The following is a 15,466-nucleotide window of genomic DNA, read 5'->3' on the forward strand; positions in this document are numbered from 1 at the left end:
CGGTCGAGATCGACCCTCGGTGGGTCGATTTGGGGACGCTCGGGTCGATCTCGCGGGGGTGTCAGTCGGTGTGTTCGACGACGTAGGTGCGGCCGTCCGGGCCCGTCACGCGTTCGAAGCGCGTCTTTAGCTCCTGGTCGCGTTGGCGTTCCACGTCGGAGACGCCGCGGCCGTCCGCGTCCTGCCGGCCGACCTGCGCGGGGCCGAAGATCGGGAGGAAACCCTCGGTGATGCGCATGCCGAGCGTGCGCCTGTCGTTCTTCCGCGCCACGGTGTCCTCCGCTGCAGGTCTCGTCAGATGATTGGTGCACCAATCATTGGTGTACCAAGAGTACCGCGATCCTCGGTACCATGGCGCCATGGCGGGTGACGAGGTCGACGGGACGGTCGACGGGACGGTCGCGCCGGGCGCGGCGACGCTGTTCGCCGACCCTCTCGCGCTCGAGGCGCAGGTCTGCTTCGCGCTGTCCGCGGGCGCGCGCGGCATGGTCGCGCTGTACCGCCCGCTGCTCGAGCCGCTCGGCATCACGCACCCGCAGTACCTCGTGCTCCTCGCGCTCTGGCAGGACGACGCCGCGGGCACGACCTCGACCGTCGGCGACCTCGCCGCGCGCCTGCACCTCGACGCCGGGACGCTCTCGCCGCTCCTCAAGCGGCTCGAGGCCCTCGGCTACGTGCGCCGGTCGCGCTCGCCCGACGACGGCCGCCAGGTCCGCGTGAGCCTCACCGCCGAGGGGCGGGCGCGCCGCCAGGACGCGGAGCGCATCCCGCCGTCGATCGTCGCCGCGACCGGGCTCAGCCTCGACGAGCTCGCCGAGGTCCACGCCGCGGCGTCGAAGGTCGTCGCCGCCGCGCTGCGCGCCGGCGTCTACTGACGAGCGTGCGGTGCCGGCCCGTGACGGGACGAGGACGGGAGCCGACCCCGTCCTCGGCGGGGGAGTCAGGCGTCGGTGACGCGGACGCCGTCGGGACCGACGACGAAGCGGACCGCCACGAGGCCCGCAGCCAGGGCGTCGGGCGCGGGCGTGGCGTCGGCGAGCTCGTCGGCCGAGTGGGTGCCCGTCACGGCGAGCGTCGCGCAGCCCGCGGCGCGCGCCGCCGCGATCCCCGCCGGGGCGTCCTCGACGACGAGGCAGCGCGCCGGGTCGACGCCGAGGCGCTCCGCGCCGAGGAGGAACGGGTCCGGGTCGGGCTTGCCGCGCGCGACGTCGTCGGCCGTCACGACGACCGACGGCGCGGCGAGACCGGACGCCGCCATGCGCGCGGCGGCGAGCGGGCGGGTGCAGGACGTGACGATCGCCTGCCGCGCGGGCGGGAGGACGGCCAGCGCGTCCCGCGTCCCGGGCAGGATCGTCACGCCCTCGTTGTCCTCGAGCTCGAGCGCATGGATGCGCTCGTAGGCCGCCTCGACCCGGTCCTCCGGCAGGAGCTCGGCGATGAGCGTGCGCGCCGGGGTGCCGTGCTGGATCTGGAACTCGTCCGGGTCGGGCAGGCCGTGCTCCGCGGCCCAGCGTCGCCAGTTCCGGTCGACCGCCGGGACGGAGTCGATGAGCGTGCCGTCCATGTCGAACAGCACGGCGTCGAACGTGCGCCCGGCGAACGCGACGCCGGGGGTGGGCAGCGGACAGGGCGCGGCGGCGGGGTCGGGCATGTCCCCGAGGCTAGCCCGCGGCCGGGGAGCGGTGCGCCCGGTCTCGCGGGTCGACCCCGGTGTCCGACGCCGCGGATAGGGTGGACGCCGTGAGCGCACCCGGGTACTTCATCTCGTTCGAGGGCGGCGACGGCGTCGGCAAGTCGACCCAGTCCCGCCTGCTCGGGCAGTGGCTCGGCGAGCTCATGGGGCGCGAGGTCGTGCTGACGCGCGAGCCCGGCGGCACCGAGCTCGGCAAGGAGCTGCGTGCCGCGGTGCTCCACGGGCAGGACATGGACCCGCGCACCGAGGCGCTCATCTACGCCGCGGACCGCGCGCACCACGTCGCGAGCCTCGTGCGCCCGGCCCTCGAGCGCGGCGCGGTCGTCGTGACGGACCGCTACCTCGACTCGTCGGTCGCGTACCAGGCGGGCGGGCGCGAGCTCGGCGCGGACGAGGTCGAGCTCATCTCGCGCTGGGCCGTGCAGGACCTCATGCCGGACGTCACGATCCTGCTCGACCTCGACCCGGCCGTGGCCGGGGCGCGGATCCGGCGACAGCACGACCGGCTGGAGCGCGCCGGGGCGGAGTTCCACCGTCGCACCCGCGAGGCGTTCCTCGCGCGCGCCGCGGCGGACCCGGAACGTTGGGTCGTGCTCGACGCCGCCGCCTCGGTCGACGACCTCCAGGCGCAGATCCGCGTCGACGTCGCGGCCCGGCTCGAGCTCACGCCGGTCGTGGAGGAGGCGGAGGACACGGTCGCCGCCGAGCCCGACGACGGCTTCGACGACACGGACAGCGCGATCGGGTACGAGCCCGGCTCGGGGATCGCGGCCGGGCCCGCGACGGGGAGCGGGGCCGCGTGACCGTCTGGGACGACGTCGTCGGCCAGGAGCAAGCCGTCGAGGTGCTCCGCGCCGCCGCGACGGACCCGGCCGCGATGACGCACGCATGGCTGCTCACCGGCCCGCCCGGCTCGGGCCGCTCGAACGCGGCGCGCGCGTTCGCCGCCGCGCTCCAGTGCGAGCAGGGCGGCTGCGGGCGCTGCCAGGCGTGCCGCACGACGCTCGCCGGGACCCACCCCGACGTCACCCTCGTCGCGACGGAGCTCGTGACCATCAAGATCGACGAGGTGCGCGACCTCGTGACGGTCGCGAGCCGCAGCCCGTCGCAGGGACGGCGGCGGGTGATCGTCGTCGAGGACGCCGACCGCATGGCCGAGCGCACGACGAACGTGCTGCTCAAGGCGATCGAGGAGCCCGCCCCCCACACGGTGTGGATCCTCTGCGCGCCGAGCCCGCAGGACGTGCTCGTGACCATCCGTTCGCGGTGCCGTGGCGTGGTGCTCCGTGTGCCGCCGGTCGAGGCCGTGGCCGGGCTGCTGGTCCAGCGCGACGGCGTCGACGAGCGCGTCGCGCTCGTCGCGGCCCGGGCGGCGCAGAGCCACATCGGGCTCGCGCGCCGGCTGGCCCGCGACGCGGGCGCCCGCGACCGCCGGACGTCGGTGCTCTCGCTCGCGCGGCGCGTGCGCGGGGTGGGTGACGCCGTGCTCGCGGCAGGGGAGCTCGTCGATCTCGCGCAGGCCGAGGCGAAGGCGGCGACCGAGGAGCGCGATGCGGCCGAGAAGGCCGAGCTGCTGCGCGCGCTCGGCGTCGCCGACGGCGAGACCCTCCCGCCGCGCCTGCGGTCCCAGCTCCGCGACCTCGAGGCCGACCAGAAGCGCCGCGCGACCCGGCACCAGCGCGACGTGCTCGACCGCGCGATGGTCGACCTGCTGTCGCTCTACCGCGACGTGCTCGTGGTGCAGCTCGGGGCGGAGGTCGAGCTCGTCAACGTCGAGCTCGCGGAGGCGGTGCGCACGCTCGCCGAGGACTCCACCCCGGAGCAGACCGTGCGGCGCATGGACGCGATCGGCGTCGCGCGCGAGCGGCTCGAGGGCAACGTCGCGCCGCTGCTCGCGGTCGAGGCGATGGTCATCGCGCTGCGTCCGCAGGGCTGACCCGCCGCGGGCCCCTCCCGACCGGCCGCGATCGGTGCGCGCGCCCGCCCGACGCTCACGCCGCCGGGGCCGCCGCGCGCAGCCTCTCCAGCAGCGGCCCCGCGGCCTGGTCGAGGAACTCACGCTGCCCGACCTCGCCCACCTGGACGAGCGCGAGGTCGGTGAACCCCGCCTCCCACCACGCGGACGCCGCCTCGACGATCGCGTCGAGGTCCGGGCCGCACGGGATCGACTCCGCCACGTCCTCGGGCCGGACGAACTGGCTCGCCGCCTCGAACGCCTCAGTCGTGGGCAGGTCGGCGTTCACGTGCCAGCCGCCCCCGAACCAGCGGAACTGCTCGTGCGCGCGCGCCACCGCGACGTCCTCGTCGGGGTCCCAGCAGATCGGCATCTGCCCGACGACGCGCGACGGCGCGAGGTCCGCACGGTCCCGGACCCCCGACCATCGCCGGACGACGTCGGCGTCGGGCTCGGTGGTCACGAGGTGGTCGGCCAGCGGGGCGAACCGCTCGATCGACTGCGGGCCGGAGACGGCGACGCCGATCTCCACGGTCTCGTCGGGGAGGTCCCAGAGCCGCGCGGAGTCGACGCGGTAGTGCACACCCTCGAACGTGAGACGTTCGCCGTCGAGCAACGACCGGATGATCTCGACGGCCTCCTCGAGCATGTCGTGCCGCTCGCCGACGGCGGGCCAGCGCTCGCCCGCGACGTGCTCGTTGAGGTTCTCCCCGGCGCCGAGGCCCAGCGTGAAGCGGTCGTCGGAGAGGAGGGCGACCGTCGCGGCCTTCTGCGCGACCACGGCCGGGTGGTAGCGCAGCAGGGGGCAGGTCACGTAGGTCATGAGCCCGACGCGCTCCGTCGCCTGGGCGACCGCGCCGAGGACGGACCACGCGTACGGGGAGTGGCCCTGGGCGTCGAGCCACGGGAAGTAGTGGTCGCTCATCACCTCGAACTCGAAGCCGACGCGCTCCGCGTCGACCGCGTGCTCGACGAGCGCGCGCGGGCCGGACTGCTCGGTCATGAGGGTGTAGCCGAAGCGGGTCATGCCTCGATCGTGGGACGGGCCGGTCACACGAGGTCGGTCAGGCGAGCGCCTTCGTCTTGAGCTGCGCGAACTCCTCGGGCGTGATCGCCCCGGAGTCGAGCAGCGACTTCGCGTGCGTGATCTGCTCGGCCGGCGACGTGGTCGCGACCTGGCGGATGTACGCGTCGGTGTCCTGCTTCGCCTGGACGACCGCCGCCGCCTGCCGCTCCGCCATCCCGCGCCCGCGCGCGATGAGGTAGACGAGCGACGTCAGGATCGGCAGGAAGATGAGGAAGATGATCCACACGGCCTTCCACCAGCCCGAGAGCTCCCGGTCACGGAACAGGTCCGCGATGATCTGGAAGAGCACGATGAGGTAGGCGATGAAGAAGAAGCTCCAGACGAGGAGCCAGAAGAAGTCCCAGAAGTCCACGGTCGCGCCCTTTCTCGACGGATCCCCGTACCCGGAGCACGGCCGGCTGCCGCGCACCAACAGGGCGAACCTAGCGACGATGGGGGGTTCGCGCCCGGCGAAAGCCGGGTGAAGCGCACGAAGCGGCCGTACCTCGTCTCTCGGGGCGGATCACCCGGGTTCCTCCGTCGCCACCCGACGACGAGCGCGTACGACGTCGCCGACGATGACGGCGAGGAGGATGCCGTCGGTGACCCAGTTGAGGGTGAGGGGCGTGAGCCACCCGTGCGTCGCGTAGAGCGCGCCGACCGCTGCCGCGCCGAGCAGGTGCGGGAGGGACCACGGCCCGCCGGCCGCGCGGCGGAACAGCGCGTTGCCCACGAGGTAGGTCGCGGCCGCCCCGCACACGAGCGCGGCGGTCCACGCGTCGGCGTGGCCCGCGTGCCCCAGCGGGTGCAGCAGGACCAGCTCGTCCGCGACCGCGGTGAGCACGATCCCGGCGACGATGACGAACGGCACGTAGGTGTACGCCGTCTGGGCCACCATGCCGCGCTCGTCGCGCGAGGTGAAGTACTCGGTCGCGCGCCGCTCGGAGCGGTCGAAGAAGAGCAGCCACATGAGCACCGTGCTCGCGAACGCGGAGCAGAACGCGGAGACGGTCGTCGCGTCGAGCGGCAGCTCGGCGAACGCCGCGCCCGTCACGATGATCGACTCGCCCAGGCAGATGATGACGAACAGGCTCACGCGCTCGGCCATGTGCTCGCCCCGGACGACCCACGTGCTCGCGCGCGAGGCCCCGAGCCACGGGAGCCAGAACATCGCGCGCGGTCCCGCCAGGTCGATCACGCACGCGACCGCCCACAGCACGAGCCGGTGCTCCTCGACGAGCGCCCCGGTGATCCACAGGCTGCCCGAGACGACGAACCACGTGGTGATGCGGGCGAAGTTCACCGCGTTCTCCGGCCACACCCGGCCCAGGGCGACCAGCACGAACGCGCTGCGCCCCACCTGCATCGTCACGAGCATCACCGCGAAGAGCAGGGCCTTGTCGCCGAACGCCTCGGGGATCGCGCTCGCGAGCACCAGGCCGAGCAGCATGAGGACGACCAGCATCGCCCGCACGGGGACGCGCTCGGGGTCGAGCCAGTTGGTGGCCCACATCGTGAAGACCCACACCCACCACACCGCGACGCCGAGGACGAGCGTGTGCACGAGGGTCTCGGCGCCCGGGTGGGCGATGAGGCCGTGCGAGAGCTGCGTGACCGCGAAGACGAACACCAGGTCGAAGAAGAGCTCGACGTAGCCGACGCGGCTCGAGTCGCCGCCGTCGCCGTGCCTCCGGAGGTCCGTGCGCAGGCCCCAGCGCAGGGGGGCGGGCCCGGTGCCGGGCGTCGTGAGCGGAGCGTCCATGCTGGGATGCTCCCACCGTCGCCGGGTCACCGTCCGGTCACGATCGCCCGGCGCGTCGCGGTTCGCCGCGCACGACCGCCCACCAGGGCCCACGATGGTCGCGCTACCGTCGCCGACCGAGGAGTGCTCATGGTCCCCGTCCGCCGCCCCGTCTCCCGGACGGCTCGCACCGCGTCCGCGCTCTCGCTCGTCCTCGCGGTCGGCCTGCTGGGGGCGTGCGCCTCCGAGACCGACGGCGGCGGGGACGACGCGTCCGCCTCCGAGGAGTCCACCGCGCCGAGCGACGACGCGTCCGAGGAGCCGTCGGACGACGCCTCCGAGGAGGAAGGCCTGCCCGACGCCGGGACGATGGACGTCGTGGCGGGCGCGCACGGCATGGGCCTGCCGCCCGGCGTCGACGCGCCGACCGAGGGTGGGACGGGCGCAGCGTGGAGCGCGGAGCCGGGGCTGCTGTTCGTCGTGACGTACGGGTCGAGCACGTGCCCCGTGCTCGCGGAGGACGAGGCCGCGGTCCAGGGGGGCGACGTCGTCGTGACGTTCGTCGAGATCGCCCCGGACACGCCGTGCACGATGGACTACGTGCCGGCGACCTCGGTGGTCGGGGTGCCCGACGACGTGGACGCGAGCGGCGAGGTGAGCGTCGTCCTCGGCGACCGCGGGACCGTCGTCGTCCCGCCCGCGGCGGACGGCACGACCGGCGAGTCGGCCTGGGTCGAGGAGTAGCCGCCCCTGCGGTGAAGAGCGCGTGAAAGGACGGTCCCGCCCCGGCGGGACCGTCCTGCGCGCGTCGGGGGAGCGGCTACCGTGTGCGGGTGACGACGCCCCTCTCCCGCGCTGCTCGACGTTCCCTGGCCGGCGCCGCGACCCTCGTGCTGGCCCTCGTCCTGGGCGCGTGCTCCGTGCCGCCCAAGCAGCAGACCCCCGTGGACGACGTCGCGGCCGCCGCGTCCGGCACGGGCGAGACCGGCCCGGAGGGCTTCGAGGAGTTCTACGGCCAGAGCCTGGCCTGGGAGGACTGCGGTGCGGGCTGGGAGTGCGCGACGGCGCGCGCCCCGCTCTCGTGGCAGGACCCGGAGGCGGGCGAGATCGAGCTCGCGGTGAAGCGCCAGCCCGCGACGGGGGAGCGCATCGGCTCGCTCCTCACCAACCCGGGCGGTCCCGGGGCCTCGGGGATCGACTTCGTCACGACCCTCGCCCCGACGGTCGGCGAGCGTGTCACCGCGGCCTACGACCTCGTCGGGTTCGACCCGCGCGGCGTCGGGCAGTCCTCGCCCGTGGTGTGCCTGGACGACGCGGCGAAGGACGAGTCCCTGGCCCGCGACTTCGACACCGACGAGGCGGGGCTCGAGGCGCTCGCGGAGGACCGGCGGGCCTGGGCCGACGCGTGCGCCGAGAACACGGGCGACCTGCTCGGCCAGGTCGACACCCAGAGCGCCGCGCGCGACATGGACATGCTGCGGGCCGTGCTCGGTGACGAGAAGCTCGCCTACCTCGGCTACTCCTACGGCACGCAGCTCGGCGCGACGTACGCGGGGCTGTTCCCGGACAAGGTGGGGCGCCTCGTGCTCGACGGCGCGATCGACACGAGCCTCGACCCCGACACGATCTCCGAGCAGCAGGCGGTCGGGTTCGAGAACGCCCTGCGCGCGTACGTCGAGGACTGCCAGGCCGGGGGCGACTGCCCGCTGCGCGGGGACACCGACGCGGGGATGCGGCAGATCCGCTCGCTCCTCGACGCCGCGAAGGCGAACCCGCTGCCGACCGACTCGGACCGCCGCGTGACGCAGACGCTCGGGTTCTACGGCGTCGCCGTCACGCTCTACAACGACCAGAGCTGGCCGGTGCTCACGCAGGCGCTCACGGAGGCGTTCGAGGAGGGCACGGGCAACCTGCTGCTCTACCTCGCCGACTTCTACAACGACCGCAACCCCGACGGCACGTACGCGTCCAACTCGTCGGAGGCATTCCGCGCCGTCAACTGCCTCGACGGCCGCCAGGACGACGACCCCGACGCGATGCTGGCCCAGCTCGAGCGCCTCGAGGAGGCCGCGCCCACCATGGGCTACTTCTTCGCGTTCGGCGGCCTCACGTGCGACGGCTGGGCCTACCCCGTGGTGGAGCAGGAGTTCGACCTCCACGCCGAGGGCGCCGCGCCGATCGTCGTCATCGGGACGACCAACGACCCCGCCACCCCGTACGTGTGGGCCGAGGGCCTCGCGGACACGCTCGACTCGGCCGTCCTCCTCACGTGGGAGGGCGAGGGCCACACCGCCTACGGCCGCGCGAACGCGTGCGTGGGCGACGCCGTCGACGCCTACCTGGTGGACGGGACGGTGCCCGAGGACGGGCTGCGCTGCTGACGCCACGGGCGCCCGACGGCGGCCGACGGGGCCGCTTTGGAATCTGGCCCGGTCGTTGGGTACAGTAGGCGCTCGTTGCCAGCGGTTCGCGGAGCGGACCGGGACGTAGCACGCCGCCTTAGCTCAGTCGGCAGAGCGATTCACTCGTAATGAATAGGTCAAGGGTTCGATTCCCTTAGGCGGCTCCGACGAGGCCCGGAATCTCAACGATTCCGGGCCTCAGTCATGTCCGGGCCAGGCGCCCGAGGCGGCGAGCAGCGCGTTGATCGCTGAAAACTCCGGGGCTCGTGGCGCGGCGGTCTCGGGGTACGTGCCACGCGGCGTGGCTCCCGCGCGCACCCGGTCGGCTGACCGCCGTCGGGAAGCGACGAGATCTCCGCGACCAGCCTCCGTCGACTGTTCGCCTGCTGGACGGACTCTCGTCACCGGACGGACGCGTTCCCGGGCTTGGCTGGTGCCGATGCCACCCGACGAGACGAGGCCCACGATGGTCGAGAGCCCGGCGACGCTCCGTGAGACCGACACGCCGACCCCGCGCGCCGCCCGCCCGCTGACCGGGCGCGCCGCACGCTTCTCGCGCCCCGCCGTCGCGGCGCACGACCCGTCGGACCCGGACTACACGGCGGGGGACGTCGACGAGCTGGTGCGGTGGCAGCGCCGCGCGTCCAGGAGCGCCGCGCCGCGCACGCGCTGAGCGCTCAGCCGACGCGGCGCAGCAGCAGGATCGCGCCGCCCGCCGCCGCGGCGACGAGCCCGCCGACGCCGACCACGGCGAGCGTCGGGAACGCCTCCTCCGCGGGCGGGGGAGGCGCCATGCGCTCCGCGGCTGACGTGAGCGGCGTGCGTGACGGCTCCGGCCGGGCCGTCGTGGGCTCGGGAGAGGGCTCGACGGGCGCCTCGGTCGTCGGCTCCTGCGTCGGCTCCTCGGTCACCTCCGGCTCGGGCGCGTCCGCCGTCCCGACGGGCGCCTCGACGACCGGCGCGGGGGCCTCGACCGCAGGAGGCGCCTCGACGGGCGCCTCGGTCACGGGAGCGGGGGGCGGCGTCGTCGGCGCGGGCGTGGCGGTGGTCGTGCAGACGGCGGCGTCGCCGTTCCACTCCGCGAACTGCTGGTCGATGCCCGTCACCATGACCCAGCTGATGCAGTACCCGTCGCTGTACTGTCCTCGCCGCGGGACGTCGAGCTCCAGCACGCCGTCGGCGGCGTCCTCCCGGGAGTAGCCGTCTCCGAGGTGGCGCGCGTGCGACCCGTCGGGAGAGGTCACGACGTACCCGAGCCACCCCGGCCCCTCGTGCAGCCGGCTCGCGTCGAACGACACGGTGTCGACGGTGACGGTGAGCCCTCCGCCGCCGTCGCGATCGGCGGCCACCGCCGGCGCCGCCGCGAGCGCCGCCGTGACGACCCCCAGGGTCGCGAGCGGGAGCAGTCGGCCAGCGGCGCGCATCATCACCTCCGGGTCGGCTCGGGCGTGGTCCGCGGCACATCGTACGCAGTCCGGGTGCGCCGTCGGAAAGCGCGGTTTCGGGCCCGGACAAATCGCTCGACCTCGACGCTCGCGCCGTCCTAGCGTGGCCGTCATGTTCTTCATGACGATGGTGCGTCGTGGCCGGGCCGGCCTCGCGACGCGAGTGGGGATGGCACCCGCTCACCGCTGAGCACGCCGCGCGCGTGGTCGACGACGCCGGGGTGCGTCCGGGTCAGCTCGTCCTCGATCTCGGGGCCGGGGACGGGGCGCTCACGCGGCACCTCGTGGCCGCGGGCGCGCGAGTCCTCGCCGTCGAGCTGCACCCGCGCCGCGCCCATACCCTGCGCGAGCGCTTCGCCGGTGCGGACGTGACGGTCCTGGAGGTCGACCTCGCCGACCTGCGCCTGCCGCGACGCCCGTTCCGCGTCGTCGCGAACCCGCCGTTCGGGCTGACGTCGCCGCTGCTCGCTCGCGTGCTCGCGCGGGGATCCGCGCTCGTCGCGGCGGACGTCGTCGTGCAGCGGCAGGCCGCGCGGCGCATCGCCGCGGGCGAGGGCACGGCGGGGCGCGCCGCACGGCGTTGGGCCGTCGAGGTCGCGCGGTCCGTGCCGCGCTCGGCGTTCCGGCCGCCGCCGCGCGTCGACGCGGCGGTGCTCCGCGTCCGGCGGCGCTGAGGGTTCTCGCGTCGAGCTCAGCGACCGAGCGTCGCGAGCCACGCGACGAGCGCGTCGCACACCGCGGCGTCCTGGCCCTTGAGGTCGTGCGCGCCCGGGAGCTCGACGCGCGTGACCGGGCCGGGGATCGCGGCGGTGTGCTCGGCGAGCTCGTCGGGCGTCGCGAACGGGTCCGTGCGCCCCGACACGAGGAGCACGGGCACGCGCAGGTCGGGGAAGTGCTCGGTGCGCAGGCGCTCGGGCTTGCCCGGCGGGTGCAGGGGGTAGCTGACGAGCGCGAGCCCGGCCGCGGGCAGGCCCTCGGCGACGGCCATCGAGCACATGCGCCCGCCGTACGAGCGGCCGCCGAGCACGAGGCGGTCCGTCGTCGTGCCGAGCTCGGCGGCGAACGCCTCGGCCTCCGCGCGCACGTGGGCGATCGCGACGGGCGGCCGGTCGGGCATCCGCTTGCCCGCGATCCGGTAGGGGAAGTCGACGCGCCGCACCGGTACGGGCGGGTCGAGCGCGGCGAGCGCGTCGTCGATCGCGACGAGCGCGCGGTGGTCGCGGCTCGCGCCGGCGCCCGGCGTGAGCAGGACGCCGGCGACGGGCCGGTCGGGGGTCGGCGTGGTCACCTGCCCAGTCTCGCAGCGAGCACGACGTTCCTCGCGGTCGAGCACGACGTGGGTGTCGCGACGGCGTTCAGAACGACACCCACGTCGTGCTCGGCGGGTCAGAGCTCGGCGAGCAGCGAGCGCATCGCGTCGATCTCCTCCTGCTGCGTCGCGACGATCTCCTCCGCGAGCGCCAGCACCTCGGGGTCCTCGCCCTCGGCGAGGACGTCCTGCGCCATGGCGACGGCACCCTCGTGGTGCTCGACCATGCCCTCCAGGAAGAGGCGCTGGGCCTCCTCGGCGGGCGCGGCCTCGAGCGCGGCGAGCGCGTCGTCGTCGAGCATGCCGCCCATGTGCCCGGCGTGGTCGCCGCCGGACGGGTCGGCGCCCCAGCGGTCGAGCATCGCGGTCATCTGCTCGATCTCCGGGGCCTGCGCGGCCTCGATCTGCTCGGCGAGGGCGACGACGCGCTCGTCGACGCCGTCCTTCGCGAGCACGATCGCGGACATCTCCACGGCCTGCTCGTGGTGCGGGATCATCATCTGCGCGAACATCACGTCGGCGGCGGACGCCGTCGTGGCGCTCGCGGGCGCGGTGCTCGTGGGCGTGCCCGCGGGCTGCTCGCCGGCGTCTCCGGTGCCGGCGTCGGAGCAGCCCGCCAGGGCGAGCGTGGTGCCGAGCGCGAGCGCGGCGAGGGTCGTGCGGGCGGTGCGTGTCATGGTCGATCTCCGTTCGTGGGGTGCAGCGGGCGCGCGTGGGCGCCCAGGACGGGGCCGTCGCCGGCCTACGTCCTGCTGATCCCCAGCGCACGGAGGTCGGGCGGGCGGTCCGGGAGCGCGGTCCGCACGTCGAGCACGGGCGCGGCACCGCGCGTCGGGTGCCACGGCGTCCGACGGCGCGGCGCGGCTCGCGCGGCCAGCGTCACCAGCGCGACGAGCACCATGAGGCACAGCGGCCCCGTGCCGCCGTGCGCGTCCGCTCCCGCCGAGAGGGCCGGACCTGGCCCGGAGGCTGGCGTGGCGTCGTCCCGGCCGAGCCCGGAGGCAGCCGTGCCGGCGTCCAGGCCGAGCGTGGTGGCGGCGTGCGGGGACTCGCCGTCCCCGGCGAAGGTGCCGCCTGACGCCGTCGGACCGTCGAGGGCGACCGGACCGCCGTGCGCGGGTCCGACGTCGGGCAGCGCGACGCCGTGATGCGTGCTGCTCCCCGCGAGGACGTGCATCCACAGCACCGCGGCCGCCAGCAGTCCCACGAGCACGACCGCCGACCACGACCCTCCTCGTCCGCGAGCACGAGGTTGCCGTCGTTCTCGCGGCGAGAACGACAGCAACCTCGTGCTCGACGTGGAGGTCACCGGGAGGCGAGCCGCGCCGGGTCGAGGTCGATGCGGCGCAGGAGCTGCGCGTTGAGCGCCACGATGACCGTCGAGGCGGACATGAGGATCGCGCCCACGGCCATCGGCATGACGAACCCGACCGGCGCGAGCACGCCCGCGGCGAGGGGCACGGCCGCGATGTTGTAGCCCGCGGCCCACCACAGGTTCTGCTGCATCTTGCGGTAGGACGCGTGCGACAGCTCGATGATCGACAGGACCGCGCGCGGGTCGGAGCTCGCGAGGATCACCCCGGCCGACGCGATGGCGACGTCCGTGCCCGCGCCGATCGCGATGCCGACGTCCGCCTGCGCGAGCGCCGGGGCGTCGTTGACGCCGTCGCCGACCATCGCGACGACGCGGCCGTCGTGCTGGAGCTCCGCGACCTTCGCGTCCTTGTCCTCGGGGCGCACGCCCGCGAACACCTGGTCGATGCCCAGCTCGCGCCCGACCGCGCGGGCGACGGGCTCGGCGTCGCCCGTGATCATGACGACCTTGATGCCGCGCCGGTGCAGGGCGTCGACGGCCTCGCGCGACTCGGGACGGATCGCGTCCGCGAGGGCGAACGCGCCCACGACCTCGCCCGCCGCGTGCCCGTGGCCCTCGTGAGCACTCGTGTCCGGACGGGCCGTGGCGGGCGAGGCCACCACGTGCAGGACGGTCGCGCCGTCGTGCGCCCAGGCTTCGGCGTCGGGCAGGGGGTCGAGCCCGCGCTCGCGCAGGAGCGCGGGGCCGCCGACCGCGACGCGGCGCGCACCCCCGGCGGTAGGGACGGTCGCCTCGACGCCGACCGCGGTGAGCGACCGGAAGTCGGTCGCCTGCGGGACGTCGATCTCCCGCTCGGACGCACGGTCGACGATCGCCCGCGCGAGCGGGTGCTGGCTGTCGGCCTCGGCGGCGGCGGCGAGCGCGAGGAGCTCGTCCTCGGTCGTGCCGCCCGCGGTCGCGAGGTGCGCGACGACGGGCTCGCCCGCCGTCAGCGTCCCGGTCTTGTCGAACAGGACCGTGTCCACGGTGCGCATGCGCTCCAGCGCGAGGCGGTCCTTCACCAGGACGCCGGCCTTCGCGGCGCGCTCGGTCGCGAGCGACACGACGAGCGGGATCGCGAGGCCCAGGGCGTGGGGGCACGCGATGACGAGCACGGTGATCGCGCGGATCAGCGCCTGCTCGGGCGTGCCGAAGACGAGCCACAGGCCGATCGTCAGGGCGGCCGCGCCGAGCGCGTACCAGAACAGCCAGCCGGCGGCGCGGTCGGCGAGGCGCTGGGTCTTGGTCGAGGACGCCTGGGCGTCGGCGACGAGACGCTGGATGCCCGCGAGCGCGGTGTCCTCGCCCACGGCCGTGATCCGCACGCGCAGCGCGTCGTCCGTCGCGACGGTTCCGGCGACGACGGCGTCCCCGACGGCACGACGCACGGGCCGCGACTCCCCGGTGATCATCGACTCGTCGACGTCCGCCGACCCGGACGCGACCTCGCCGTCCGCGGGGACGCGCCCGCCCGGGCGGACGACGACGAGGTCGCCCACGCGCAGGTCCGTCGGCGCGACCGTCGTCACGCTCCCGTCCTCGGCGACCCGCTCCGCCTCGTCCGGGAGGAGCGCGGCGAGCGAGTCGAGCGCCGACGCCGTCTGGGCGAGCGAGCGCATCTCGAGCCAGTGGCCGAGCAGCATGATGACGACGAGGAGCGCGAGCTCCCACCACACGTCGAGCTCGTGCGCGAGCAGCCCGAGGCTCGCCCCGAGCGAGGACACGAACGCGACCGTGATCGCGAGCGAGATGAGCGTCATCATCCCGGGCTTGCGACCGCGGAGCTCGCCCACCGCGCCCGTGAGGAACGGCCGTCCGCCCCAGAAGAAGATGACCGTGCCGAGCACGGGCGAGACCCAGGGCAGCCACGCGGCGTCGGGGAGGTCGTAGCCGAGCAGCATCGCGAACATCGGGCTCAGCGCGACGGTCGGCACCGCGAGGACGAGCATGACCCAGAACAGGCGCCGGAACTGCCCGACGTGGTCGCCATGACCTCCGTGGCCCGTCATGTCGTGCCCGGCGTGGCCCCCGTGGCCGGACATGTCGTGCCCGGCATGGTCGTCGTGGTCAGGCATGTCGTGCCCGGCGTGCGCGTCGTGCTCGGCGTGGCCCGCGCGGTCGTGCTCCGCGTGCGCGTGGGCCGGCGCGTGCGCGGCGGGTGCGTGGGCGTCGTGGTGGGCGTGCGCCCCCTGGTGGGCGTGCGCCCCCTGGTGCGCGTCGTCGGTGCCCGGACCGGGCCCGTGCCCGTGGTCATGCTCCGTACGGTGGTCCACCGTTCCTCCTCCCAGATACCCCTAGGGGGTATGCTCTGCCCACGATCATGCCCCGCCATGTCCGATTCGTCAACCCCCTCGGGGGTGTCGTGGGCCGACGCAGGACAGCCCGTGCGCCGCTCGGCGGGAGAGCCGAGCGACGCACGGGCCGCGAGAGGGTGGGCCTGAGCGGGCCCGGTGGTTCGTCGGGTGCCGGTCGGGAGCCGTCAGGTGCGGCAGGGCGTGGCGG

17 protein-coding genes and 1 tRNA gene are annotated in these 15,466 nt (G+C 74.9%); 8 read left to right on the plus strand and 10 right to left on the minus strand.

All coding sequences use genetic code 11. From position 1 onward, the window contains the following. Positions 1–61: 61 nt before the first annotated feature. On the minus strand, positions 62–271 hold the full coding sequence (locus tag ACTJIY_RS06935) for a hypothetical protein (protein ID WP_440673963.1): 210 nt from the start codon (positions 269–271) through the stop codon (positions 62–64). Positions 272–359: 88 nt separating this feature from the next. On the opposite strand from ACTJIY_RS06935, the gene ACTJIY_RS06940 reads away from it, so the two are divergent. Beyond that, entirely contained in the window at positions 360–875 is a 516-nt protein-coding gene (locus ACTJIY_RS06940; RefSeq protein ID WP_353707585.1) for a MarR family winged helix-turn-helix transcriptional regulator, read from the plus strand. Positions 876–940: 65 nt separating this feature from the next. On the opposite strand, the gene ACTJIY_RS06945 is transcribed toward ACTJIY_RS06940, so the two are convergent. After that, positions 941–1,651 (minus strand): HAD-IA family hydrolase, encoded by a 711-nt coding sequence (locus tag ACTJIY_RS06945; RefSeq protein ID WP_440673964.1) that lies wholly within the window; start codon positions 1,649–1,651, stop codon positions 941–943. An 89-nt stretch (positions 1,652–1,740) separates the two neighbouring features. On the opposite strand from ACTJIY_RS06945, the gene tmk reads away from it, so the two are divergent. Both tmk and ACTJIY_RS06955 read left to right on the plus strand, forming a co-directional pair. Beyond that, positions 1,741–2,496: a dTMP kinase gene (gene tmk / locus ACTJIY_RS06950; RefSeq protein ID WP_440673965.1), complete on the plus strand. Its 756-nt coding sequence runs from the start codon at positions 1,741–1,743 to the stop codon at positions 2,494–2,496. Next, on the plus strand, positions 2,493–3,629 hold the full coding sequence (locus ACTJIY_RS06955; RefSeq protein WP_253055316.1) for a DNA polymerase III subunit delta': 1,137 nt from the start codon (positions 2,493–2,495) through the stop codon (positions 3,627–3,629). The genes tmk and ACTJIY_RS06955 overlap by 4 nt, the downstream gene beginning before the upstream one ends. Positions 3,630–3,684: 55 nt before the next feature. Here ACTJIY_RS06955 and ACTJIY_RS06960 read toward each other — a convergent pair whose 3' ends face one another. The 3 genes from ACTJIY_RS06960 to ACTJIY_RS06970 all read right to left on the minus strand — a co-directional run bounded on the left by ACTJIY_RS06960 (position 3,685) and on the right by ACTJIY_RS06970 (position 6,475). Continuing rightward, positions 3,685–4,674 (minus strand): TIGR03557 family F420-dependent LLM class oxidoreductase, encoded by a 990-nt coding sequence (locus ACTJIY_RS06960; protein ID WP_440673966.1) that lies wholly within the window; start codon positions 4,672–4,674, stop codon positions 3,685–3,687. Between the two features lie 37 nt (positions 4,675–4,711). Then, positions 4,712–5,086 (minus strand): SHOCT domain-containing protein, encoded by a 375-nt coding sequence (locus ACTJIY_RS06965; RefSeq protein ID WP_440673967.1) that lies wholly within the window; start codon positions 5,084–5,086, stop codon positions 4,712–4,714. Positions 5,087–5,236: 150 nt separating this feature from the next. Next, entirely contained in the window at positions 5,237–6,475 is a 1,239-nt protein-coding gene (locus tag ACTJIY_RS06970; protein ID WP_353707587.1) for a low temperature requirement protein A, read from the minus strand. A 129-nt stretch (positions 6,476–6,604) separates the two neighbouring features. Here ACTJIY_RS06970 and ACTJIY_RS06975 point away from each other — a divergent pair, with 129 nt between their 5' ends. The 4 genes from ACTJIY_RS06975 (at position 6,605) to ACTJIY_RS06990 (ending at position 9,529) form a co-directional block, all read left to right on the plus strand. Then, a complete protein-coding gene (locus tag ACTJIY_RS06975; protein WP_253055336.1) occupies positions 6,605–7,198 on the plus strand; it encodes a hypothetical protein in 594 nt (197 codons plus the stop codon). A gap of 89 nt (positions 7,199–7,287) precedes the next feature. Further along, a complete protein-coding gene (locus ACTJIY_RS06980; RefSeq protein ID WP_440673968.1) occupies positions 7,288–8,835 on the plus strand; it encodes an alpha/beta hydrolase in 1,548 nt (515 codons plus the stop codon). A gap of 112 nt (positions 8,836–8,947) precedes the next feature. Next, positions 8,948–9,020 (plus strand) — tRNA-Thr (locus ACTJIY_RS06985). A gap of 302 nt (positions 9,021–9,322) precedes the next feature. After that, on the plus strand, positions 9,323–9,529 hold the full coding sequence (locus ACTJIY_RS06990) for a hypothetical protein (protein ID WP_440673969.1): 207 nt from the start codon (positions 9,323–9,325) through the stop codon (positions 9,527–9,529). 4 nt (positions 9,530–9,533) lie between these two features. On the opposite strand, the gene ACTJIY_RS06995 is transcribed toward ACTJIY_RS06990, so the two are convergent. After that, on the minus strand, positions 9,534–10,280 hold the full coding sequence (locus ACTJIY_RS06995) for a hypothetical protein (protein ID WP_440673970.1): 747 nt from the start codon (positions 10,278–10,280) through the stop codon (positions 9,534–9,536). 158 nt (positions 10,281–10,438) lie between these two features. On the opposite strand from ACTJIY_RS06995, the gene ACTJIY_RS07000 reads away from it, so the two are divergent. Further along, the gene (locus tag ACTJIY_RS07000) at positions 10,439–10,975 is read left to right on the plus strand and encodes an rRNA adenine N(6)-methyltransferase family protein (RefSeq protein ID WP_353707659.1); all 537 of its coding nucleotides are present in this window, start codon (positions 10,439–10,441) and stop codon (positions 10,973–10,975) included. Between the two features lie 17 nt (positions 10,976–10,992). Here the strand turns inward: ACTJIY_RS07000 and ACTJIY_RS07005 are convergent, their stop codons facing one another. From ACTJIY_RS07005 to ACTJIY_RS07020, 4 genes are all read right to left on the minus strand, one after another. Next, the gene (locus ACTJIY_RS07005; protein ID WP_440673971.1) at positions 10,993–11,589 is read right to left on the minus strand and encodes an alpha/beta hydrolase family protein; all 597 of its coding nucleotides are present in this window, start codon (positions 11,587–11,589) and stop codon (positions 10,993–10,995) included. 98 nt (positions 11,590–11,687) lie between these two features. After that, a complete protein-coding gene (locus ACTJIY_RS07010; RefSeq protein WP_440673972.1) occupies positions 11,688–12,287 on the minus strand; it encodes a DUF305 domain-containing protein in 600 nt (199 codons plus the stop codon). A gap of 65 nt (positions 12,288–12,352) precedes the next feature. After that, a complete protein-coding gene (locus ACTJIY_RS07015; RefSeq protein WP_440697226.1) occupies positions 12,353–12,823 on the minus strand; it encodes a hypothetical protein in 471 nt (156 codons plus the stop codon). 92 nt (positions 12,824–12,915) lie between these two features. Further along, entirely contained in the window at positions 12,916–15,237 is a 2,322-nt protein-coding gene (locus ACTJIY_RS07020; protein WP_440673974.1) for a heavy metal translocating P-type ATPase, read from the minus strand. Positions 15,238–15,466: the final 229 nt, after the last annotated feature.

Origin of the sequence: Cellulosimicrobium sp. 22598 (assembly GCF_052044445.1) — a bacterium.
Classification (GTDB): Bacteria; Actinomycetota; Actinomycetes; order Actinomycetales; family Cellulomonadaceae; genus Cellulosimicrobium; species Cellulosimicrobium cellulans_G.